We start from the raw sequence: 23403 nt of genomic DNA, 5'->3' as shown, positions 1-23403 counted from the left end.
AGCTTGATTACAAGGGAAAGCGGCATTTCTTACCCACAGGGATGCCAGAAGAGCCTAATTCTTCATCAATTTCTTTTACAAAGTCACCATGAACTATATGGGTATGTATATATTGTAAAAGATAAAACAGATTTTTTACAAGCGATGTCCATATATCTCAGAGGTCAGGTCTTGCGAATGACACTCTTGCGATATATGGACATCGCTTTCTTCCACCTGGAGGGAAAGAAAAGAGAGTAGACTATCAGTATAAGAAATGCTCTTCGATAAACCGAGCTTTCGTTACTGGTAGTCTACTCTCTATGCGTAAACTCGTTTGTTGCGCATTACTTTTTCAAAAAGAAAATTATCCGTAATGGTTAGGTTCCTCCATTTTTCGCGTAAGGCTAGTTGTGTTTCGTAGTCTATTACATCTTCATGGACTAATAAAGATTGAGTAGGATGTGAGTATAAAAAAGTTGTACGTGTATTGGTAGTTACACCTGGATTGTTATCCATAATAGTATTACTGTTTATTTTTTCGTCTAGCATATCTTTAATGGTAGACCCAATGCTACTACCGGTTTGTTTGGTAATCATAAAATCCCTCCCTGCTATTACTAATACGAGGAGGAAGTGTTGTTGTCCTATTTAACTTCTCAGCTGTTCATTATTTTCCTGTCAGTGATAATAAACACGCTCAGTGCTAATATATGCCCTCAGTATTAATTATCACATACACTACTCATATGTCTGGCAGGTATTTTAAATGTTGCTATTACCATATTTTCTATACGATTGTTATGAATTAATCAGAAAATAATTATTGTTAAAGACACGTACTACTTCTATATCAATTAGCATATAACGGATGCGATTGGCATTTTATAAATAAGAAAAGAGTCATCATTTTAAATAGGGGCAAAAGAAGTCAATGTAATAGTAAGTATTACTCCAATTTCACAAATCAATTTTTCTCCGAAGGAATACCACTAAACAAAAAAGAGGTAACGCATCTGCAAAGGATACATTACCTCTTTTACTTTTTTCATCACCCATTACCAGGTATCACCCGGTAGTACCTACGCATAGGCTGTAACGAATGATACACATTGCTCTTACAGAATGAAGTTCGACAAATCAACGTCCTTAACGATATCTCCCAACTGAGATTCTACCATGGCTGCTGTAATGGTGACATCAACCGGTTCTGCCGGCGGCGCGTTAAAGGAAATATCCTGTAACAATTTTTCTAAAATCGTATGCAATCGACGAGCTCCAATATCTTCCGTTTCATTATTAACGCGATACGCCAATTCCGCAATCTTATCGATGGCTTCTTCCATAAAATGAATAGTTACGTTATCAGCCTTCAGCAACATATGATACTGTTTCAATAATGCTTGTTCCGGTGTCGTTAAGATTGCCTTGAAGTCTTCCTGTTTCAAGCTGTTCAGTTCGACACGAATCGGGAAGCGCCCTTGCAATTCCGGAATCAAGTCAGACGGCTTGGACACGTGGAAAGCCCCGGCAGCAATGAACAAGATATGTTCGGTTTTAACCGGACCGTATTTTGTAGATACCGTTGCTCCTTCGACGATAGGCAGAATATCGCGCTGTACGCCTTCACGGGATACATCGGCACCGCTACGACCGTTGTTACCTGCAATTTTATCGAATTCATCGATAAATACGATCCCTTCTTTTTCAGCCAGCTCTACGGCTTTTTCCGTTACCGTATCCATATCGAGCAGCTTCTGTCCTTCTTCTTGACTAAAAATCTTGCGCGCATTGCCTACCGTAGTACGGCGTTTTCTCTTTTTCTTAGGCATGATGTTTTCCATCATGTCCTGGAAATTGCTGGATAGTTCATCCGGTGTGCTACCGGTAAGCATACCGGTAAAGCCTTTCGGTGCTTCTTCCACTTCGATTTCGATTTCGCGGCTATCCATAAGACCGTTTTTAAGTTTTTCATAAAAGGCAGCGCGCTTTTCGGACATCTCCGGATCCTCTGCCGGTGTCTTAGCTTCCTCTGCTTCGTTAGTATCTTCGTTTTCACTATCGTTAAAAAGCATTTCCCAAGGGTTGTTAAATTTACGCCCCTTGGCGGAGTCTTCTTTTTTCGGCCATAAGATTTGCAGTAACCGCTGGTTAGCCAATTCCATTGCTTTTTCTTCCTGTGCAGCCAACATCTCTTCTTTAACCATACGCACGGAGTTTTCCACGAGATCGCGAATCATCTGATCCACGTCACGCCCAACATAGCCGACCTCCGTATATTTAGTTGCTTCCACCTTGATAAACGGTGCTTTCATCAATTTTGCCAAGCGACGGGCCAATTCTGTTTTACCTACGCCGGTAGGGCCGATGAGTAAAATATTCTTCGGCACATACTCTTCCCGTACGCTTTCCGGCAACTGCTTAGCACGCCACCGATTACGAAGTGCGATGGCAACCATTTTCTTAGCTTCCTGTTGCCCTACAATATATTTATCCAGTTCAGCCACAATCTGACGCGGTGTGTAATTCATTTCCATCCGTCACGCCCCCCCCCTTATAATTCTTCCACAATAACGTTGTGGTTGGTATATACGCAAATATCTGCAGCAATATGCAAGGATCGTTCCGCAATTTCCTTGGCACTGAGTGTTGTATTCGCCACCAATGCACGTGCGGCTGCCAATGCATAGTTTCCGCCGGAACCGATAGCCAGAATACCATCGTCCGGTTCGATCACCTCACCGTTACCGGAAATCAGCAAAATCGACGTGCCATCCGTTACCAATAATAGGGCTTCCAGATTTTTCAATACTTTATCGCTACGCCACTCCTTTGCCAACTCTACCGCACTACGAACTAATTGTCCATTGTACTGATTGAGCTTGCCTTCAAATTTTTCAAACAAGGTAAATGCATCTGCCACGGAGCCGGCAAAGCCGGAAATCACCTTACCGTTATATAGACGACGTACCTTTTGCGCGGTATTTTTCATTACCACACTGTTGCCCATGGTAACCTGTCCGTCACCGGCAATGGCAGTTTTACCGTCTCTCTTTACGGCACATATAGTAGTTGCATGAAATTCTGACATTACAAATTCTCCTTTTCTTTCACTGCAGCCAATTCCTCCAAGGCTCTGGCAGCAATGAGTGCATTTTTTTCTTTCTTTTTACGAATTTTTCCCGGCCATGGTTCCATAATACCAAAATTGATATTCATAGGTTGGAAATTACTGCCTTCGTACGCACTGATATAGTGACTCAGACCACCCATCGCCATCGTTTTCGGAAAATCAATGAGTGCTTCGCCCCGTACGTAGCGCATAGCCTGTAAGCCTGCCATCAAACCGGAGGCAGCGGATTCCAAATAGCCTTCTACACCTGTCATTTGTCCGGCAAAGAAAAGACGCGGTTCCTTTTTGAGCTGGAAGGCATGATTCAGTAATTCCGGGGAGTTGATGTACGTATTGCGATGCATAACTCCATACCGCACAAACTCGGCTTGTTCCAATCCCGGAATCATCTGGAACACGCGTTTTTGTTCGCCCCATTTCAGATGCGTCTGGAAGCCAACCAAATTAAACATGGTAGCATCCTTATTTTCCTTGCGCAGCTGCACAACCGCATAGGATTCCACACCTGTCCGTTTATCCACCAAGCCTACCGGCTTCAAAGGCCCAAAACGCAATGTGTCAATACCGCGGGCTGCCATGATTTCTACCGGCATGCATCCTTCGAAATATATTTCTTTTTCGAATTCTTTTGGCTGTACTGCTTCGGCTGTCGTCAACGCTTGCCAAAAAGTTTCGTATTCTTCTTTCGTCATCGGGCAATTCAAATAATCCGCATCACCCTTATCATACCGCGAAGCGGCAAAGACTTTATTATAATTCAACGACTCCGCCGTTACAATCGGGGCTGCCGCATCATAAAAGTAAAAATCATTGCTACCAGTAAGCGCCTTAATCTTCTCGCCTAACACCGGAGCTGTTAACGGGCCTGTAGCAATAATAACAATACCCTCGTCAGGAATAGAAGTTACCTCTTCACGTACAACCGTTACATTAGGATGGGCTTCCAAGGTAGCCGTTACCATAGCACTAAATTTATGACGATCTACGGCCAATGCCCCACCGGCTGGTACTGCTGTCGCATCGGCGCATGTCATAATTAACGAATTCATGCGACGCATTTCTTCTTTAAGCAGTCCCACGGCATTTTCTATATTCGCTGCACGCAGCGAGTTGCTGCATACCAATTCTGCAAATTGTTCTGTATGATGTGCCGGCGATGACGCTTTCGGTCTCATTTCATAAAGAGTTACCTGTACGCCGCGCTCCGCCAATTGCCAAGCTGCTTCCGAACCGGCCAAACCGGCTCCGATTACTGTTACCTTTTCTGTTGTCACCTTCAGTCTCCTTATATACTAGCATCACTTTACTTTAGATAATTACATAAACTTAGATAATTATTATATCATGGTGCTGTCCTTATAGCTTCTGCGCCGTATCACCGTGTTCGTTGCCTGTATCACTAGTAGTATCTTGTGTTTTTTCTGTATCCGCAGTCGCTTCTTTCTTCTTGCGAGGCTTCCGCTTCGGACGTGTCGGACAATCATCATTGGAGCAGAATTTTTTCACTGTTCCGTTTTTGTACGTCTTTTCTACCAGTAAGCTACCGCAGGTATCACATGTTTCGTTCACCGGTTTATTCCACAGTGTAAAATCGCACTCCGGATACCGATCGCAACCATAGAAAACCCGTCCTCGTTTAGATTTGCGTTCCACAATCATCCCTTCGCCGCATTTCGGACAAGGCACGCCGGTGCTCACCGTAATCGGCTTTGTATTTTTACATTCCGGGAAGTTTGAACATGCCAAGAACCGACCGAACCGACCGAATTTATACACCATTGGATGCCCGCACTTATCGCAGATGACATCACTTTCTTCATCGGCGATTTTTACGCGATCCACCTCACTGGCTTCTTCCAGTTCCTTAGAAAACATATCATAAAATTGTGCCAACACCTCGCGATAGTTTTCTTTACCGCCGGCAATGGCATCCAGTTCTTCTTCCAATTCCGCGGTGAAGCGCACATTAATCAGCTTTTCAAAATGGTCGATCAAAAAATCTACAACTACAAAGCCCAATTCGGTAGGCACAAATTGCTTATCCTGCCGTTCTACATAATTGCGGCTGATAATCGTGTCGATAATCGGTGCGTACGTACTCGGACGACCAATGCCTTGTTCTTCTAAGGTTTTAATCAAGCTGGCTTCGGAGTAGCGTGCCGGCGGTTGCGTAAAGTGCTGCTTCGGATCGATTCCCGTATTGGTTACGTTATCACCGGCTGCCAGTATAGGCATGGTCGTTTCTTCTTCGTTTTTATCTACGTCATACACTTCCGTAAAGCCTTTAAAGATGACCTTGCTCCCGGAAGCGCGCAATGTATATTCGTCCACAGCTAATTGCGTCGTTACCGTTTCGCTGCGCTGCGCTGCCATTTGCGACGCAATAAAGCGATTCCAAATCATCGTGTACAGTTTTAATTCATCGCGATTTAAAAATTGTGCCACCATCTTCGGCGGAAGCTCCAAGCTGGTAGGACGAATCGCTTCGTGCGCATCCTGACTGCTTTCTTTCGTGCCGAATACATTTGGTTTCGCCGGATAATAATCCTTGCCAAATTCTTTAATGATGTGCGTTTTAGCAGCCTCTTGCATTTCGTGAGCAATACGCGTAGAGTCCGTACGCATATAGGTAATCAAGCCGACATGACCGTAGCCGCCGATTTCAATCCCTTCATACAAACGCTGTGCCAACATCATCGTTCGTTTAGCACCGAAGTTCAGCTTGCGCACCCCTTCTTGTTGTAGGGTCGATGTAGTAAACGGCGCCGGCGCCTTGCGAGACCGCTTTCGTTTATCCACGGATACCACCGTAGCTTCCTTCCCATCCAAAGCTTCTTTAATCGCCATCGCCGCTGCTTCATCGGCAATATGCACCTTCTCTTTACCGATGTGCGTCAGCTCTGCAGTAAACGCTTCCTTCGCCTCGGTAAGATACTCGGCGCTGATCGTCCAATATTCTTCCGGCACAAAGGCCTTAATTTCTCGTTCCCGTTCACAGATTAAGCGCACTGCCACAGACTGCACGCGCCCGGCACTCAGCCCTTTACATACCTTTTTCCACAGTAGCGGACTTAACTTATATCCTACCAAACGGTCCAATATTCGGCGCGCCTGTTGCGCATCCACCATATTCATATCTATCGTGCGCGGTGCTTCGATGGCTTCGGCTACCGCTGTTTTCGTAATTTCGTTAAAGGTAATACGACATGTAGAGGCCGTATCCATATTCAGTATATATGCTAAATGCCAAGAAATAGCTTCCCCTTCGCGGTCCGGGTCAGTTGCGAGCAGAACACCCTTAGCATCATCCGCTTCGGCGCGCAGCTCATCGATTAATTTTTTTCGCGTAGCCAAATTTGTGTAGCGCGGCACAAATCCATTCTCTATGTCAATGCCTAACTGACTTTTCGGTAAATCTCGCAGATGCCCCATGCTGGCACGCACTACATAATCGGGACCTAAAAATTTTTCAATCGTTTTTGACTTCGCCGGTGATTCCACAATTACCAAGGTTTTTCCATCCGGCTTAAAGGTACGAATCTCTCTGTCTTCAGGTGCAGACGCCACATATTGTACGACCTTTGTATCTTTACCTACCGTAACGGATACACGACCCTGTACCTGGCGTTCCTCTTTAGGTTCATTTGTTTTTTCTTTCTCTTCGATGACAATCGATCGTTTAATCGACAAATTGATTCCTCCCAAGTGTCAACATGATATAGTTGCCCGGTGAGCTTTGCTCCACCAGACCTTTCAATTCTAATTGTAGCAATACAGTATGAAGAGAAGATAAAGAAAGGTCCGTTTGTTCTAGTATTTCATTAACGGAGTAGGTTGTACTGTACGACAATACCTGCAATACTTTCTTTTCTTCCAAACTACAGCTTAACATACATGCGCTATTATGGCTACTCTCTTTTTTTATCTTCTCCGTTCCGCTGTCGGTAGGCATCCCTGTATCCTCACTATTGCCATTGTGATTTTTTACTTCCTTGACTACACCTGCCACCTTACATGCCTGCTTGCTTTCCTTTGGTGCCCAATCGTATTCCTCGATAATATCATCGGTATGAGTAAGTACCATCGCACCTTGCCGCAACAACCAATTCGTCCCTTCGCTTTCCCCGCTTAACACATTTCCCGGAACAGCAAATACATCACGTCCATCATTGATAGCTATGTCCGCTGTAATCAAGGATCCACTGCTGGCCTTGGCTTCGACTACGACTACCGCTTTAGCCAAACCGCTGATAATGCGATTGCGCATAGGGAAATGAGTGCCCAGTGGTTTTACTCCCGGCGGATATTCACTGACCAAGGTACCTCCACCTAAAAGAATATCGCGAAATAATTTAGCATGCTCCCGCGGGTACACCGTATCCAATCCGCATCCCATAACTGCGATTGTCGGCGCCTTTGCATGCAAGGCTCCCATATGTGAGCAACCGTCAATCCCTCGTGCGCCGCCGCTGATCACAACGACACCCTTCTGTCCCAATTCATAGGAAAACTCAGCTGCCACATTGCGTCCGTATTGTGTACATTTACGCGCTCCCACCATAGCAACGCCGCGCTCGGTACGCAATAATTTTTCACTGCCTCGGTAAAAGAGCACCGCCGGCGGGTTATAGATATCTTTTAATTGCGGCGGATACATGGCATCCAAGTAGGTAACAAAATGAATATCCCAATAGTCCAGTTGTTTCTTTAGCACCGTCGGCAATGATTCCAACATAGTTCGCTCTGATGTGTTGGGTTTAATCCCTTTTATTCCTAATGCATACACTGATTCATCATTGGTTAACAATGCCTGCCAAGCTGCTTCTGGTGTTTTATAATACGCAATTAAACGCCGTATTCCCATAGCGCCCAAGCCTTCCACACATTGCATGACCGCTATATAAAAATGGGAAGTCATATTTGTTTCTCTTGTTTGTGTTGCCATACTGATGGTCTCCTTTTCCATAGGTGTAATTATAATTTGTACCGCATGTGTAATTATGATTCGTCTCGTATGTGTACGAATGATTTATATCGACTAACCCAACCTATCCTTACTGTCCTCACTGTCCTCGATAGGCCAATGCCGTTGCTATGTGATTGCCGGTAATCCGATCGTCACCGGACAAATCCGCCACCGTTTGTGCGACGCGAAGCAATTTATCATAGCTGCGCAAGCTGATGTGAAGTCGGGTGAATGCCGTTTCCATCATTTGCTCGGCACTGCTGTCATAACGAAGCATTTGTTGCAAATCATGGTGAGATAGCCTGCTGTTAAGGGTATCTTCCTTTATGCCGTATGCGGCAGCTCGCTTTTGCTGACGTTCTCTTGCTTCCATTACACGCTGACGAATTGCTACCGACGATTCGCTGTGACCACTGTCCTGTAATTCTTCTAACTTAGGTCTGTCCACCGGTATATACATATCAAGGCGATCCCGCAACGGTCCGGACAAGGTGCGCTGGTACTGTTCTACCTGATGGGTGGTGCATATGCAATGATGCATGGTGTCTTCATGACCGTACCAACCGCAGGGGCAAGGATTCATAGCCATTACCAAAATAAATCGGCACATATACGAATAACTTCCGGAAGCCCGCGAAATCGTAACCACCCCATCCTCCAAGGGTTGCCGCAATACATCCAGTACCGGTCGTTTAAATTCCGGCGCTTCATCGAGAAACAATACACCGCCATGACTTAAGGTTAACTCCCCCGGCTTGGGAACGGCACCGCCACCTACCATGCCCGCCATAGTAATTGTGTGATGGGGGCTCCTAAAGGGGCGCTCCTTCATTAATTGCTGTGACGGCAATAATCCGGCAATGCTGTAAATTCGACTGATGGTCAGCTGCTCGGTCTCGGTTAAAGGCGGTAAAATGGAAGGCATACAGCGGGCTAACATAGTTTTACCGGCACCCGGCACGCCGCAAAGCAGTACATGATGACCACCGGCAGCGGCTATTTCCAATGCTTGCTTTGCTGCCTGTTGTCCTTTGACATCGCTAAAATCGGCCGTATAGCTTTCTTTCGTATCTGATCTATCATCGGCTGTGGCATATATTCTTTCACTGTCATTACAAAGCATGTTCATCAATTCACTTAGCGAAGAACTGATCATCACCCGATTCGCAAAGGCCGCTTTTGCTTCCTTGCCATTATCTACGCCGGTTACCATCAGCTCCCATTGTTCGTCATCTGCCGCAATGGCTATGGCCAGCATACCGCGTACCGATTTTATCGTCCCGTCCAATGCCATTTCACCGATAAAAACGGTATGGTCACTGATATACTGCCTTTTATTTTTATTTAACTTCCGCCCGCCTTGCGCCGAAGCGAAAATAATGCCTACGGCAATCGCCACATCAAGTCCGGCTCCGTCCTTACGAATATCCGCCGGTGCCAAGTTGACAACGATGCGTTGCATGGGAAAAGTAAACCCTGCATTTGTAATAGCTGCCCGCACCCGTTCTTTTGCTTCGCGCACGGCTGCCGTCGGTAAGCCTACGATTTCAAAGGCGGGTAACCCTTTTGTAATATTCACCTCTACCGTTACCGTATAGGCATCCAAGCCATTAATAGCCATACTGTACGTTCTGGCATACATGTACCTTCACTTCCTCTGCTGTGTTACTCAATGTGTGTGCACGAATATACTTAGAAACAACTCTTCATATGACGTAACCAACCATGGTCCGCCGAGGTATAATACACCTCGATAATATCAAAGCGCAGCGCATAGCTGCCGATAGGATCGGACAGTGGCGACTCCACCGCCTTTCTCCGCAGTCGCTCTACAAAATATACCGCGGCCTGCTTAATATGCTGTTGCTTTATCGGATTGACTGCTTCACAAGGTAAACCATATCGATAGGTTCGCCGCGTTTTTACTTCGATAAAAACAAGTACCTTCGCCTCGACGGCTATAATATCTATTTCATATCGGCCAAGACGAACATTGCGCCCTATAATGGTATATCCTTGTTCTTCTATATACGATGCCGCCTGCTCTTCACCGCGTCGTCCCAATTCTCTATTACGTATCATACGTTGCAAGTCCCTTCTGTTCTTTTCTGCAATCATTGTTAGCCTACTCCGTATGTTACAGTTTGTAAAAGCTAACCGTTTGGCATATAAATAAGAACGAGCCATTACTTATACCGGATAAAAAGCAACACTATCTATCAAGTACGGCGAAACACGGATACAAATAGTCTTCTTCGCTGCGAAGAAACTCGTTTCATCATTTTACTTTCCTATAGCAAAGGAACCGAAGAAATAAAAAAGACCATGACGCAATGAGAAAATCATCTCACAGGTCACAGCCTTTTTACTTTTTTATCTATTATATCTATCTTATCTATTGTATCTATCTTATCTATTTCATCTATATTTCTATTTACATGTTATAGGAAATCTTCTTCACCATGTGCTTGCACAATTGATTTCACAGGTTCAAAGCTTCGCCGATGAAGCGGCGTAATCCCCATATTCTCAATAGCTTCCCTGTGCAACTCCGTATAATACCCCTTATGAATACCAAAGCCGAATCCCGGATACTCCGCATCCAACGATTTCATGTATCGGTCGCGGGTCACCTTGGCAATGATCGAAGCCGCAGCAATAGAAGCGCTTTTGCTATCGCCCTTTACCAAGGACTCTACCGGCACAGTAAGCTCCGGCAACGGCATAGCATCTACCAACACTGCTTCCGCCGCAACGGGCAACGTGCGAATGGCCTCATACATGGCTTGCCTGGTAGCCTCGTAAATATTGAGTCGATCGATTACATCTGCCGCGTAGGACACGCAGCGTACCGCTATAGCTTTCTCTATAATTTCATCATATAATGCTTCTCGCTTCTTTTCGGACAGCTTCTTGGAATCGTTAAGACCGGCAATATATGTATGAGGTGATAAAATAACGGCAGCCACCGTTACGGGGCCTGCAATCGGACCGCGCCCCACTTCATCTATACCGGCAACGTGGTAACGGTTCTCCTCATAAAAGCTATCCTCATATACATACATCGCATCCAGACGTTGTTTCTCTTCCAACGCTCTTTTTTGTTTCATCACATACGATGCTGCCAGCTTTTGCACGGAGCTTCGCCTATCCTCCTGCGCCCATAGCAGCATATCGAAAGGAAAATTACCTTCATCAAAGATCGCTTTTATTTCCTTTACCGTAAGAGATGTAAACGCATCCTTTTGCATCTGTGTCAACGGGACCTTAGGGCTATCACTCATTTATCTTCTCCATCGGTATAATACGGTTCTTCATCAACAGCATCTAACGTAAGCAGTCCCAGCTTAGCCGAGCGATAGTCGTTTAAAATAATCCGGCGCGCTTTATCTAAATCCACAACACCGCCGCTTACCAAACAACCGCGCTTACGACCTATGGCATCAAGTAATGTATCCGTTGAAACGAGATGTTCCTCCTTCAGCTTGTAGCGTGCCATGAGCACATCCCGCGCTTGCTCCGTTAACTGCATCAACAACTGTTTCATAACTGCTTCCAAATCATACACATCATCGGAAATAGCACCGGTCATTGCCAAACGTGCTGCAGCACGTTGATCTTCCAGCTTTGGCCACAATACGCCGGGAGTATCCAATAATTCCAAATTTTTACCGATTTTAACCCATTGCTGTCCGCGCGTATGTCCCGGTTTATCCGCCGTTCGCGTTGCTGCTGCACCGGCCAACGAATTAATCAACGTAGATTTTCCTACATTCGGTATGCCCAAAATAATCGTGCGCACCGAACGACTTCGGATTCCCTTCGCTGTCCATTTATCAATGATCGGCTTGCTCAATCGCTCTACCGCTTTGACCAACTGCTTCTTGCCTTTGCCTGTCTTGGAGTCAATGGCAAGAACAGTAATGCCTTGGGCTGTAAAGAATTCCGTCCAGGCTTTCGTTGCCTTCGCATCCGCCAGGTCTACTTTATTGAGGACGATAATATGCGGCTTTTGCCCAACCACCTCGGTAATCACCGGATTCGCACTACTGCGCGGAATGCGAGCATCCAAGAGCTCGATCACCACATCTACTTTTTTTACATAGTCCTTAATCATGCGGGTAGCCTTTGCCATATGTCCCGGAAACCAATGCACTACCGGAAATACTTCTTTTTTTGTATCCATTGTCAGCCTCCCATCATTTTATCTTTCATCAAGTATTATTCTGTATGATTACACTGTTACTCTGTTTTATAGATAACAATATAGCTAAGATAATCGTATGTCTTCGCCGATTTCCTATTCGCAATTCGTGTATGTGATAGATTCGGACAAAATAAAAGGCTGCCTCCAAGGGCAGCCTTTTATCCGGATTAGCGTTTTTCGCGAATACGAGCAGCTTTACCGGTGAGGTTACGTAAGTAGTACAATTTTGCACGACGTACAACACCATGGCGCATTACTTCGATTTTTGCAAGACGTGGGCTGTGAAGCGGGAACGTTCTTTCCACGCCAACGCCGGAAGCGATACGTCTTACCGTGAAGGTTTCACGAACGCTACCACCCTGACGGTTGATAACCAAGCCTTCAAATACCTGGATACGTTCACGGCTACCTTCGACAACCTTTACATGTACGCGTACGGTATCACCGGCGCGGAATGCAGGAATGTCTGCACGAAGTTGTTCTTGCTCAAGTACGTTGATAATGTTCACTTTTATTTCCTCCTTATTGTAGACATTCTTACCCAAACATCATAGGCAGCGGACTATCTCAAATTAACATTATCATCTTAACACAAAAGTAAGAGCCATGACAAGTAAAATTTACTGACAGCTCTTACTTTTTGATTCTCTATGCTACTATTCAGTCACTTACATTTCTATTTCAAAGTACTTACATCACCGATGACTGCCATCGTTTCATAGGTTAAACGCAACAACTGCAAACGATTTTGTTTGATTGCTTCGTCCTTATCCATAACCATAACCGCATCAAAGAACTGATTAATAGCCGGTACTAAGCTATCCGGCGTACCTACCAACTTAACATAGTCTTCTTCTTCTAAAGCAGTACGGCTGGCTTCATATGCGGCCGATGCTTGTTCGAATAATTCTTTTTCAGCCGTTTCCTTCAGCAATTCTTCATTAACGGCAACAAATTCCATATCCTTTACCAGATTGTAAATTCTAGTGAAGGCCTGAACCAGTTCCGTATTCTGATCAATGCGATCCTTCATGATAGCCGCAGCCATACCTTCGGCCATAGCCACCGTTGTCAACGGATTGGATAACAACAAATCGATAACGGTATGCGGCAACGCACGATCCAAATAAATATTTTTCAAGCGCAAAGTAATGAACTGTTCTAATTGACCTAACAATTCGTCACTCTTTTCTGCCGGTACGTTAAGCAACGCCATAGCTTCGCGAAGTAACGGACGAAGACTTACGTTCCATTTGCTGTCAATCAGAATATTTAATATACCAATCGTCTGTCGGCGTAATGCGTAAGGATCCTGGGAGCCCGTCGGAATAAGACCGCGACTGAAGGTAGCAACAATATTATCTACCTTGTCGATGACGCTGAGTACACGACCAGCTGCTGTTTTAGGTAACACATCACCGGCAAAACGCGGTAAATATTGTTCGAAAATGGCTTCTGCCACTTCCGGGCTTTCTCCGTCCAATAGAGCATATTCCTTACCGATAACACCTTGTAATTCCGTAAATTCCGTAACCATACCGGTAGTCAAATCCGTCTTGGCAAGCACGGTGGCCCGTTCCAAGGCAACCATATCATCTTCGCCGAGGCCACAGGCTTCACCGAACAATTCGCCTAATGCCAGCAAACGTTCTGTTTTATCTGCCAAGTTTCCAAGGCTTTCCTGGAAGACGATACGCGTCAATCCTTCGGAACGATCCGCCAATGCCTTCTTGCGGTCTTCGTTAAAGAAGAACTTAGCATCATCAAGACGGGCACGCAATACTCGTTCATTACCGGCCTGCACCACATTAAGCGAATGCGCATCACCGTTGCGTACGGTTAAGAACATCGGCAACAGCTTACCTTCCGCATCCACCAACGGGAAATAGCGCTGATGATCTTTCATCGGTGTAATAACGGCAGCACTTGGCAATGTTAAATAGGATTCGTCAAAGGTACCGCATAATGCCGTCGGGTATTCTACGAGGTAAAGGATTTCATCTAATAAATCTTCATCCCAAACAATGGTTGCCTTCTTTTCATCGGCAATGGCATGTAATTGTTCTTCAATCATGGCGCGACGTTTGTCTTGATCCACGATGACAAAATTATCTTCCAAATTCTTCACGTAATCCGCCGGATGCTGGATAAGGATTTCCTTTTTGCCTAAGAAGCGATGACCGCGACTGCTGTTGGACGCACGCACGCCGGCAAACGTAATCGGTAATACTTCCGTGTCATACAAGGCTACCAACCAACGCAGCGGACGTACGAATTTTTCATCGAGATTTCCCCAGTGCATGGATTTCGGGAAGCTGAGTCCCGTAATCAACTGCGGTAAAATTTCGGTTAAAATATCGCGGGCAGCCACTCCGGCCGTCGTAGTTTCCGCGTAGATATATCCGTCTTCCACTACTAAGTCGTTTACGTCAATGCCCTTGCCGCGAGCAAAGCCCATGGCCGCCTTTGTGGGTTCACCATTTTCGTTGTAAGCAATCTTTATGGACGGTCCCTTGTGACGTTCGTGAATATCTGCTGAACTATCTTCCACATCATTGATAAGAAGCGCAATACGACGCGGTGTTCCCAGAGTACGCAGTGAACCGTAACCGAGATGATGTTCGTCTAATTTCGTTTCTGCCAAGGTTTTCAGTTGTGCCAATATGCCCGGCATATAATGAGCCGGAATTTCTTCCGCCCCGATTTCAAATAAAACATCCTTTGCCATATTACTTATCTCCTTTCAACAGCGGGAAGCCTAATTCTTCACGTTTTGCCAAATAACTTTGCGCACAAATACGAGCTAAGTTACGCACGCGACCGATGAAGGCTGTACGTTCGCTGATGCTGATAGCACCGCGAGAATCCAACAAGTTAAAGGTGTGCGAACATTTAAGTACATAATCGTAAGCCGGTAATACATAGCCTTTTTCACATACCCGTACAGCTTCCTTTTCATACATATCGAATAAGGTAAACAACATATCCGTATCGGCCAGTTCAAAATTGTATACGGACTGTTCCACTTCATTTAAATGCCATATATCACCATAGGTTACATGATCGTTCCATTGTAAATCATATACATTTTCTACGCCTTGAATGTACATTGCCAAGCGTTCCAAGCCGTACGTAATTTCTACGGATACCGGCTTAACGTCGATGCTGCCTACCTGTTGGAAGTATGTGAACTGAGTAACTTCCATACCGTCCAGCCATACTTCCCAGCCTAAGCCCCAGGCCCCCAATGTCGGAGATTCCCAGTTATCTTCAACAAAGCGAATATCATGGTCTTCGGCGTGAATACCAAGACGTGCCAAGCTTTCCAAATACAATTCTTGAATATTTTCCGGCGACGGTTTAACAATTACTTGAAACTGATGATGCTGGAACAAACGGTTCGGGTTATCCCCGTAACGACCGTCAGCAGGACGACGGGACGGTTCTACATAGCATACGGCCCACGGTTCCGGTCCGATGGCATGCAAAAACGTAGCCGGGTTCATCGTGCCTGCCCCTTTTTCAATATCATACGGCTGTTGCAAGATACAGCCCTGTTCTGCCCAGAATTTCTGCAGCTGTAAAATAATCTCTTGAAATGTCATTGCTGTGTTCCTCCTAGAAAGTCACGTCAATTTGCTCGTTACGGGAATAAAAAAATCCCTGTAACGAAAATCGCTACAGGGACGAGATTCACCCGCGGTTCCACCCTTATTGGCCGAAGCCCTCTTTTTTATCTTGTTGACCTTTACTAGCCTTACGGCGTTCCTGTCATTACTCCGCAGCGCCTTTGATTCGTTGTGAGCTTGCACCGTCCTCACTCGCTGAAAAGGAATCTACTCCTCTGCTTCATCGCACATATTATATATGAAGAATCATAGCAAGGAAAACGTAGTCTGTCAACTATCATTTATGATCACTCAGTTCCCGTAAGAAAGCAAGAGCTGTCGGCTCGGCACCGATTTGCATAGTTGCATAGGACCATAAATTATTTTCCAGCTCTTGCCACACTACTGCCGGAAAGGCTACCGTAACGCTGTTGTCCCAGCGATATAGGAGTATCATACCCAAAGCTCTCTTTGCTTCTCCGGAAAGCCCGTAACCGGTGATCCCTCGCAATTCATCAAAAAAGGTATCGGTACCATTCCCTTTTTGATACGCATCGGCAGCAGGGATAAAGCCGGCCAGCGACAACAACTGCCAGCCCAGTAAAATCACGGCCAGTCGCACCGGCTTAGTGCGAATTCTCTCCGAGAAGGCGGCTACCGTACGATACACGCGAAAATCCTGTTCCTCTTGCAAAAAGAGGCGCGTAATCAGTTCTCCCGCGGCAGCCGCATAATATATACTTTCCAAACTTTCCTCGACGGAGCGAATCGAATAGCGTCCATCGATTTGCTTGAGCCGATAATACTCTCTGTCCGGCATAAGTGTAATATACACACTGCTGAAGGGTTGTAAGTAACCGGTATCCTTCATACGCTGCAGTTCGCGATGAGAGACGGAGCAATTAATAATTCCCTTTTGCTTCGTCAAAAAGGTAATGACGGAATGAAGGCGACGCTTCCGCTTCCACAAAACAATGGCTTCGCAATTAATACCGTCCCGTTCTTTCACGACATCCTCCTATCCGGCGCAACTACTGCGCATTTTTTTCATCGCCGTCGGTAGCATCCTCGGTCGCCTCCGGCTCCGCAGGCTCCATCGGCATCGCTTTCAAACGAGCAATACGATAGCCCTGCATATCGGTAACCATAAAGGTATAGCCTGCGGTTTCCACAACGTCACCTACTTCCGGCGTACGTTCCAACAGCCCGAAAATATAACCGCCGATTGTATCCTCTTCTGCCTCATCGAAGGTAACCTTCATGGCATGCTCTACATCATCAACCAAGACTTTACCGTCAAAATCAAAGCTGCCATCCCCGTGATCAACAATATCGGGCATGTCTGTTTCATGTTCGTCCTTGATATCGCCGACCAATTCCTCGATGATATCTTCCAAACCGACTAAGCCAACCATACCGCCGTATTCATCGACGACAATCGCTTGATAGATACGTTTGGTGCGCATGTATTGCAACAACACGGACAATTTCATCACTTCCGGTACCGTCAAAATATCTCGACGAATTAATCGTAAGTCTTTCCGCGCTTTATGTGGCTGCTCCATCAAATCCTTAATGTGAACCAAACCGATAACATGATCCTTGTCTTCCATGCATAACGGATATCGCGTATGACTGGTAGAAGCTACTGTTTTCATCGTTTCGTCAAAGCTATCTTCCACATACACACAGTCCACATCTTGTCGCGGAATCATAACTTCTTTAGCCATGCGTTCCACAAAGTCGAATACATTATCTATTAGTTCGCCTTCCACTTGATCCAGCTGTCCTTCCAAATGACTGCGGTTAACCATCATACGTATTTCCTCTTCCGTATGAACTAAATCTACTTCTGTTCTATACGGAGCAGCGATACGCGTCAAGAAGAAATTCCCGATAGTCTGCGCTAACCATACAAAAGGAGTAACAATCGTACCTAAGGCGACTACAAAGCTGGCAGAGAAACGAACATATTTTGTAGGGAAGGACAATGCCAAGGCTTTGGGAATAATTTCCCCAAACACCAAGACTACCATACTGATGACGAGTAGCACTGCTACGTTTAAGCACTCGGCCAACCATGGATATTCTACGGCCAGCTGTCCTTGCCAGCTGTGAAGCGTTCCTTCCATCAACCGGCTGCCAACACCGGCAAGCAATATAACAAAAAATAATAGCATAAACTGTGCCGTATTAATGAAGCGTTCCGGATTACGGTATAACTTCCGAAGAAACTCTCGCGCAGAATCGCTGAGATTTTCCATATCCTCCAAATGCTCTTCTCGTAGGCGGGCAAAGGAAAATTTTGCCAACACCAAACAATTAATAATTACAATACACAGGACAGCCAAACCGATAGTGAGTAGACCGTCCCCCAGGGGCGTATCGATAGTTCTCATTCCTTTCCAATTCTTAACTTACAAATCGTTAAGCTATTCCTTATAGCCTAATTCCGACAACATACCGGACTTATTACGCCAATCTTTCTTTACCTTTACCCACAAATCGAGATACACCTTCGTTGCCAGTAAGCGTTCGATGTCGGCACGCGCTTCACCACCGATTTCGCGAAGCATGGCACCACGCTTACCAATGATAATTCCCTTTTGCGAATCCCGTTCGCAATAAATGGTAGCACGTACATAGGTCATACCGTCATCGCGCGTTTTCATTTCATCTACATCCACGGCGATTGCATGCGGTACCTCATCCCTTGTTTTCAACAGAATTTTTTCACGCACAATATCTGCAATGATCAAGCGTTCCGGTTGATCCGTAATCATATCTTCCGGGAAATACTGCGGCCCTTCCGGCAGTACCTCTGTCAATACCTTCAACACTTCGTCCAAGTTATCCTTTTCCTTTGCCGAAATCGGAATGATGCCTGCAAAGGGATACGCTTCTTGATACGTTACAATCATTTTTAGAATATCTTCCCGTTCCAGTGTATCTATTTTATTAATCACTAAAAATACGGGAACCTTTACTTTCTTTAACTGTTCCAAGATAAAATTATCACCGGGGCCTCGTTTTTCGTTGCCTGCTACTACGAAAAGCACCGCTTCAATTTCCTTTAGCGACTCAATAGCCGCATCTACCATAAATTCTCCCAACTTATGTTTGGGCTTATGAATACCCGGCGTATCCATAAATACAATTTGCTTTTCTTCATCGGTATATACACAGATAATCCGGTTCCGCGTTGTCTGTGCCTTATCGGATACAATAACAATTTTATCGCCGATAAGCGCATTAATAAGTGTAGATTTGCCTACATTCGGCCGTCCCACAACGGCAACAAATCCCGATTTAAATGTATTCGCCTTATTCATTGTAAGGTGCATCCTCCCGTACATAACCTAAATTTCCCAGAATAAACTCCTCTTCGGTACGCATTTCTTTTTTATCTTCCTCTGTCATATGATCGTAGCCTAAAATGTGTAAGCACCCATGCACTGTTAAATACGCCAGCTCCCGTTCAAAGGGATGACCGTATTCTTTTGCCTGTTCCGCTGTTCGTTCCAGAGAAATCACAAGATCGCCTAACAGCTGTGACTCCGCTTCGCCGTTGACTTCATCGCCTTCGTTAAGCGCAAAGGACAACACATCCGTAAGACGGTCGATATGTCGGTATTCGCGATTCAATTCATGAATGCGCTTGTTATCGCAAAGAAGTACACTCATTTCCCACGGCTCTTCCGGACCGTACACGCGCCCCACTTCGTCACATACCCGGCGAATCACTGCTTCATTTTGCTCGCTGCGCAATGAGTCATCTTCATATTGAATATCTACTATCACTGCTTTTCCCTATCCTTTCCTTCGTTATAGGCTTCATAGGCCTTAACAATTTTACCGACTAAATCGTGACGTACCACATCTTGATCGCTAAAGTAAACCATCTTGATTCCCGGCACATGACGCAGCACATGTTCCGCTTGGTTTAACCCGGATTCCACGCGATCCGGCAAATCGATTTGTGTTTTATCGCCGTTCACTACCATTTTAGAACCGTTGCCCAAGCGAGTTAAAAACATCTTCATTTGCTCCGGCGTAGTATTTTGTGCTTCATCCAAAATTACAAAGGCATTTTCCAAGGTACGTCCGCGCATATATGCCAACGGCGCCACTTCTATAATTCCCCGCATCATGAAACGCTGTACCTGCTCCACACCGAACATATCATGCAAAGCATCATACAAAGGGCGCAAATAGGGATCTACCTTTTCCTGTAAATCCCCGGGCAGATATCCTAATTTTTCTCCTGCCTCTACCGCCGGTCGAGTGAGGATAATTTTCTCCACCTCTCTGTTTTTCAAATAAAATGCTGCCAAGGTAACCGCCAAAAAGGTTTTCCCCGTACCGGCCGGTCCGATACCGAAGGTAATGATATTACGTCTAATACTGTCGACATAAAATTTCTGCCCCTCTGTTTTTGGCGTAATCGTCCTGCCCTTCATGGTTACGTTCAATGTATCGTCAAACATAGCATGTACAGTATCCGCTTTGCCTTTTTTTACCATGGTCGCTGCCATCTTTACCTGCTGCTCAGACACCTGACCGCTTTCCTTATATAAAAACACCAGTTCTTCCAGCACCCGTACAAATTGATCCAACACTGTTTCTTCACCGGTAAGCTGTAATGTATCGCCGCGGCTTACTACATGACAGGGAAATTCCTCTACCAATAATTTTAAATGCTTATCCTGATAGCCCAAAATCGGAGCTGCCCATTCGTACTTAGGAAATGTAAATATACGTTCACTCATGTACGTATCTCCTTATTTTAAAAATTTTCGTACCGCACGGCCGTTCAAATAGTCACATAAATCGCCTTGGCGTACCTGTTCTTCTTCCATGCGTCGTTCGATTTCCTCTTGAATACGCCACCACCCCATAGACCAATTGGTGAACAGGGTATTTTCCTCCGGCGCACGACCTACTAAACGCTGCAACACAATACGCTCATCCAAATTTCTCAGGAAGGAAATCACGCGGTCAATGTATTCTTCCGCAGAAATAAGCGTGAACTCTTTATTCTCATACCACTTGGTCATAAGGGTATTCTTTACGATATACAGCGCATGAAGCTTTACCTGATCAACGCCTAAAGCGGAAAGTATACGCGCTCCTTCTATGGTATCCGTTTCATCATCCCAAGGAAGATTTAAAATCATATGCGCACACACATCAAAACCATAGCGTTTGGTTCGTAGCACGGCATCGATAAATTCAGCCATACCGTGACCGCGATTAATCGTTTGTAAGGTACGGTAATTTACTGTCTGTAACCCGTATTCCAAATAAATATCTACACCGTATCGTTCTTTAATGTCTTGCAAGATGTCTAAATATACATCGTTAATGCAATCCGGTCTGGTAGCAATAGCCAAACCTACGGTTGTATCGATGCAGCCGGCCTCCATGTATGCACGAAAGCGTTCCGGCTCCACATAGGTGTTACTGAAATTCTGATAATAAGGAATATATTTATACGCCTTGTATTTAGGCGCAATATGAGCAATATTTTCTTCCAGCTGTTGACGAATAGTCATACTGGCCGGTCGATTCTCGTAACCGGCACCGATTTCACCGCAGAATACACAACCGCCCACACCGGCCGAACCATCACGATTTGGACAGGTTAAAGGCAGAGCCACCGGTAATTTATATACTTTCTCGCCGTATTTCTCCTTTAGAAATGCCGAATATGCCCGATATCGTTTCGGCTTTGTCGTATCTCCCATCAACTCACCTCCGGTCGTACAAATGGGGCCACCCGTTCTTCTACATCTATAATAAGCGTTACCGTCGGAGTTGTACTGTCAACCCCCAGGATCTTAGCCGTTTCCCGTTGCAATGTTACTTCCGCATAGGTATGTCTGATGCGGCGCCACTCATTAAAGGAATACTCCGGTATGTACCGACGTACGCTCGCTTCATCACGCCAAAACGCTTCGCTCGCTTTTAACTCTTCCTTGCGAGGCGGCGGCAAACCGATTGCTTCATCACGCAAACGTCCCTTGTATGCATATAGGGTATCCACGCCTAATAACTCCATGGCAATCGTATCATGTCGCTTCTTAAAAAAATTATGTAAGAACGCCAGTTGATTACGATCGTTTAATTTCCGCTTGTCATTTCCTGCGGCCAGCCATTCCTGCGTCATATTTTCAAAATAACGGAACGCACTTTCGCCGCGTTGTAAAATTGTTTGCCCTACATAGGTAAAGGTACGGCGCAATCGTTCACTGTTATAAAAATGCTCGAATACATCTTCGAAATGTTTGAGAAACCGTATGTTTTCATAAGGCAATACATGTGTTGCTAACACCTCATACGGTGCTTTCGGATCATAGCGATAGTCATACGCATCCATACGACTGACACCGGAGCCGCGCAGCAGCTTTAAAAAGCCTAACTGCAACGCATGGGGCTGTAGGGAAAACAAATCATCAAAAGACTGTCCGAACCGTTCATAATCTTCATGGGGCAAACCAATAATAAGATCCATATGCACATGTGTTCGTCCTGCCGCAATAATCGGACGGATGACATTTTGAATGTGCGACCAGTCATTATGTCGACAAATAGCTGCCAACGTCGGTTCGTGAGTACTTTGCACTCCGACTTCGATTTGCATACGCCCCTTCGGTGCCGTACTCAGAAGCTCCACCTCACGGTCCCCCATGAGCACAGCTTCCATTTCTAAATGAAAATTCGTAGCTGTGTCCGCAGCATGAATCCACTCCATAATGGGAATGTGATGATGCGGCGCACAATTGAAAGTGCGATCCACAAATTTAATTTGCTTGACCTCATGGTCTACAAACCACTGAAGCTCCTGTAATGTTCGCTGCAACGGAAAAAAGCGTACCGTATTACGATTACCGGATAAACAATACTGACAACTAAAAGGACAACCGCGAGATGATTCGTAATACATAATTTTATGAGTCAACTCATTCATATCACTTTCGTCGTAAGGAAAAGGAATGGTGCTCAAGTCGGCTACTTCCGCAATGTCTCGGGAACCAACCAATCGTCCGTCCTCAGTACGTCCCAGTACGCCGACAATTGTTATGTCCTCTGCAGTTCTTCCGTCTTGCAAAGCCTGCGTAAGAGCTGTAAACGCTTCTTCCCCTTCACCTTGCACAATATAATCCACGTAAGGATGCTCCGCCATAACGGTCTCGGCGGTATAGCTGACTTCCGGTCCGCCCAAGACAATACGCGTTTTAGGGGCCACTTCCTTGATAAGGCTTGCCACATGTAATGTCATATCAATATTCCAAATATAGCAAGCAAAGCCTACCACATCGGGACGGTGCTCCGTTATATCTGCAAGTATGCTAAGAACAGGCATATTAATAGTATATTCTACTATGTCATATGCCTGCCCTTTGGTTCGTCCGTAGGCGCGCAAATACCGTAACGCCAAGGATGAATGTATATATTTTGCATTTAGTGTGGTCAATAGTATATTCATCGATACCTCTTCATCTCTCCT

At 45.3% G+C, this 23403-nt stretch carries 20 protein-coding genes; all 20 read right to left on the bottom strand.

Annotated features, from left to right (window positions below; translation table 11 throughout):
* Positions 1 to 300 precede the first annotated feature (300 nt).
* Positions 301 to 579: a hypothetical protein gene (locus Q5873_RS03930; RefSeq protein ID WP_303059342.1), complete on the bottom strand. Its 279-nt coding sequence runs from the start codon at positions 577 to 579 to the stop codon at positions 301 to 303.
* 518 nt (positions 580 to 1097) lie between these two features.
* On the bottom strand, positions 1098 to 2516 hold the full coding sequence (gene hslU / locus Q5873_RS03925; protein WP_303059341.1) for an ATP-dependent protease ATPase subunit HslU: 1419 nt from the start codon (positions 2514 to 2516) through the stop codon (positions 1098 to 1100).
* Between the two features lie 17 nt (positions 2517 to 2533).
* Positions 2534 to 3070, bottom strand: a complete 537-nt coding sequence (gene hslV, locus Q5873_RS03920) for an ATP-dependent protease subunit HslV (RefSeq protein WP_028256005.1) — start codon at positions 3068 to 3070, stop codon at positions 2534 to 2536.
* Entirely contained in the window at positions 3070 to 4386 is a 1317-nt protein-coding gene (gene trmFO / locus Q5873_RS03915) for a methylenetetrahydrofolate--tRNA-(uracil(54)-C(5))-methyltransferase (FADH(2)-oxidizing) TrmFO (RefSeq protein ID WP_303059339.1), read from the bottom strand. Before trmFO ends, hslV begins: the two co-directional genes overlap by 1 nt.
* An 82-nt stretch (positions 4387 to 4468) precedes the next feature.
* Complete coding sequence (gene topA / locus Q5873_RS03910; RefSeq protein WP_303059337.1) at positions 4469 to 6802, bottom strand: type I DNA topoisomerase; 2334 nt, start codon at positions 6800 to 6802, stop codon at positions 4469 to 4471.
* On the bottom strand, positions 6792 to 8057 hold the full coding sequence (gene dprA / locus Q5873_RS03905; protein WP_288190976.1) for a DNA-processing protein DprA: 1266 nt from the start codon (positions 8055 to 8057) through the stop codon (positions 6792 to 6794). The genes topA and dprA overlap by 11 nt, the downstream gene beginning before the upstream one ends.
* 118 nt (positions 8058 to 8175) lie before the next feature.
* On the bottom strand, positions 8176 to 9720 hold the full coding sequence (locus Q5873_RS03900) for a YifB family Mg chelatase-like AAA ATPase (protein ID WP_303059334.1): 1545 nt from the start codon (positions 9718 to 9720) through the stop codon (positions 8176 to 8178).
* A 50-nt stretch (positions 9721 to 9770) separates the two neighbouring features.
* Positions 9771 to 10160 (bottom strand): YraN family protein, encoded by a 390-nt coding sequence (locus Q5873_RS03895; protein WP_288760161.1) that lies wholly within the window; start codon positions 10158 to 10160, stop codon positions 9771 to 9773.
* A 359-nt stretch (positions 10161 to 10519) separates the two neighbouring features.
* Positions 10520 to 11329, bottom strand: a complete 810-nt coding sequence (locus tag Q5873_RS03890) for a ribonuclease HII (protein WP_303059351.1) — start codon at positions 11327 to 11329, stop codon at positions 10520 to 10522.
* A 29-nt stretch (positions 11330 to 11358) separates the two neighbouring features.
* Positions 11359 to 12264, bottom strand: coding sequence for a ribosome biogenesis GTPase YlqF (ylqF, locus tag Q5873_RS03885; protein WP_028256012.1), 906 nt, complete (start codon positions 12262 to 12264; stop codon positions 11359 to 11361).
* Positions 12265 to 12452: 188 nt separating this feature from the next.
* A complete protein-coding gene (gene rplS, locus Q5873_RS03880; protein WP_028256013.1) occupies positions 12453 to 12794 on the bottom strand; it encodes a 50S ribosomal protein L19 in 342 nt (113 codons plus the stop codon).
* Positions 12795 to 12961: 167 nt separating this feature from the next.
* Complete coding sequence (glyS, locus tag Q5873_RS03875) at positions 12962 to 15013, bottom strand: glycine--tRNA ligase subunit beta (protein ID WP_303059332.1); 2052 nt, start codon at positions 15011 to 15013, stop codon at positions 12962 to 12964.
* A 1-nt stretch (position 15014) separates the two neighbouring features.
* On the bottom strand, positions 15015 to 15890 hold the full coding sequence (gene glyQ / locus Q5873_RS03870) for a glycine--tRNA ligase subunit alpha (protein ID WP_205087599.1): 876 nt from the start codon (positions 15888 to 15890) through the stop codon (positions 15015 to 15017).
* A 301-nt stretch (positions 15891 to 16191) separates the two neighbouring features.
* A complete protein-coding gene (gene recO, locus Q5873_RS03865) occupies positions 16192 to 16902 on the bottom strand; it encodes a DNA repair protein RecO (RefSeq protein ID WP_276789595.1) in 711 nt (236 codons plus the stop codon).
* A gap of 22 nt (positions 16903 to 16924) precedes the next feature.
* Positions 16925 to 18292 carry a hemolysin family protein gene (locus Q5873_RS03860; protein ID WP_071838112.1) on the bottom strand — a complete coding sequence of 456 codons (1368 nt, stop codon included), beginning with the start codon at positions 18290 to 18292 and terminating at the stop codon, positions 16925 to 16927.
* A gap of 33 nt (positions 18293 to 18325) precedes the next feature.
* Positions 18326 to 19225 carry a GTPase Era gene (era, locus tag Q5873_RS03855; protein WP_303059329.1) on the bottom strand — a complete coding sequence of 300 codons (900 nt, stop codon included), beginning with the start codon at positions 19223 to 19225 and terminating at the stop codon, positions 18326 to 18328.
* Complete coding sequence (gene ybeY, locus Q5873_RS03850; RefSeq protein ID WP_303059327.1) at positions 19218 to 19694, bottom strand: rRNA maturation RNase YbeY; 477 nt, start codon at positions 19692 to 19694, stop codon at positions 19218 to 19220. The genes era and ybeY overlap by 8 nt, the downstream gene beginning before the upstream one ends.
* A complete protein-coding gene (locus Q5873_RS03845; protein ID WP_303059325.1) occupies positions 19691 to 20662 on the bottom strand; it encodes a PhoH family protein in 972 nt (323 codons plus the stop codon). Before Q5873_RS03845 ends, ybeY begins: the two co-directional genes overlap by 4 nt.
* 12 nt (positions 20663 to 20674) lie before the next feature.
* Positions 20675 to 21640, bottom strand: a complete 966-nt coding sequence (locus Q5873_RS03840; RefSeq protein ID WP_303059323.1) for a tRNA modification radical SAM protein MnmL/YtqA — start codon at positions 21638 to 21640, stop codon at positions 20675 to 20677.
* On the bottom strand, positions 21640 to 23382 hold the full coding sequence (locus tag Q5873_RS03835; protein ID WP_303059322.1) for a B12-binding domain-containing radical SAM protein: 1743 nt from the start codon (positions 23380 to 23382) through the stop codon (positions 21640 to 21642). Before Q5873_RS03835 ends, Q5873_RS03840 begins: the two co-directional genes overlap by 1 nt.
* Between the last annotated feature and the right edge of the window lie 21 nt (positions 23383 to 23403).

The sequence above is a fragment of the Veillonella magna genome (assembly GCF_959600285.1).
In the GTDB taxonomy this organism is placed as follows: domain Bacteria; phylum Bacillota; class Negativicutes; order Veillonellales; family Veillonellaceae; genus Veillonella_A; species Veillonella_A magna.
The sequence above is the reverse complement of the archived record's forward strand: the minus strand, read 5'-3'. Positions and strand labels throughout refer to the sequence as shown.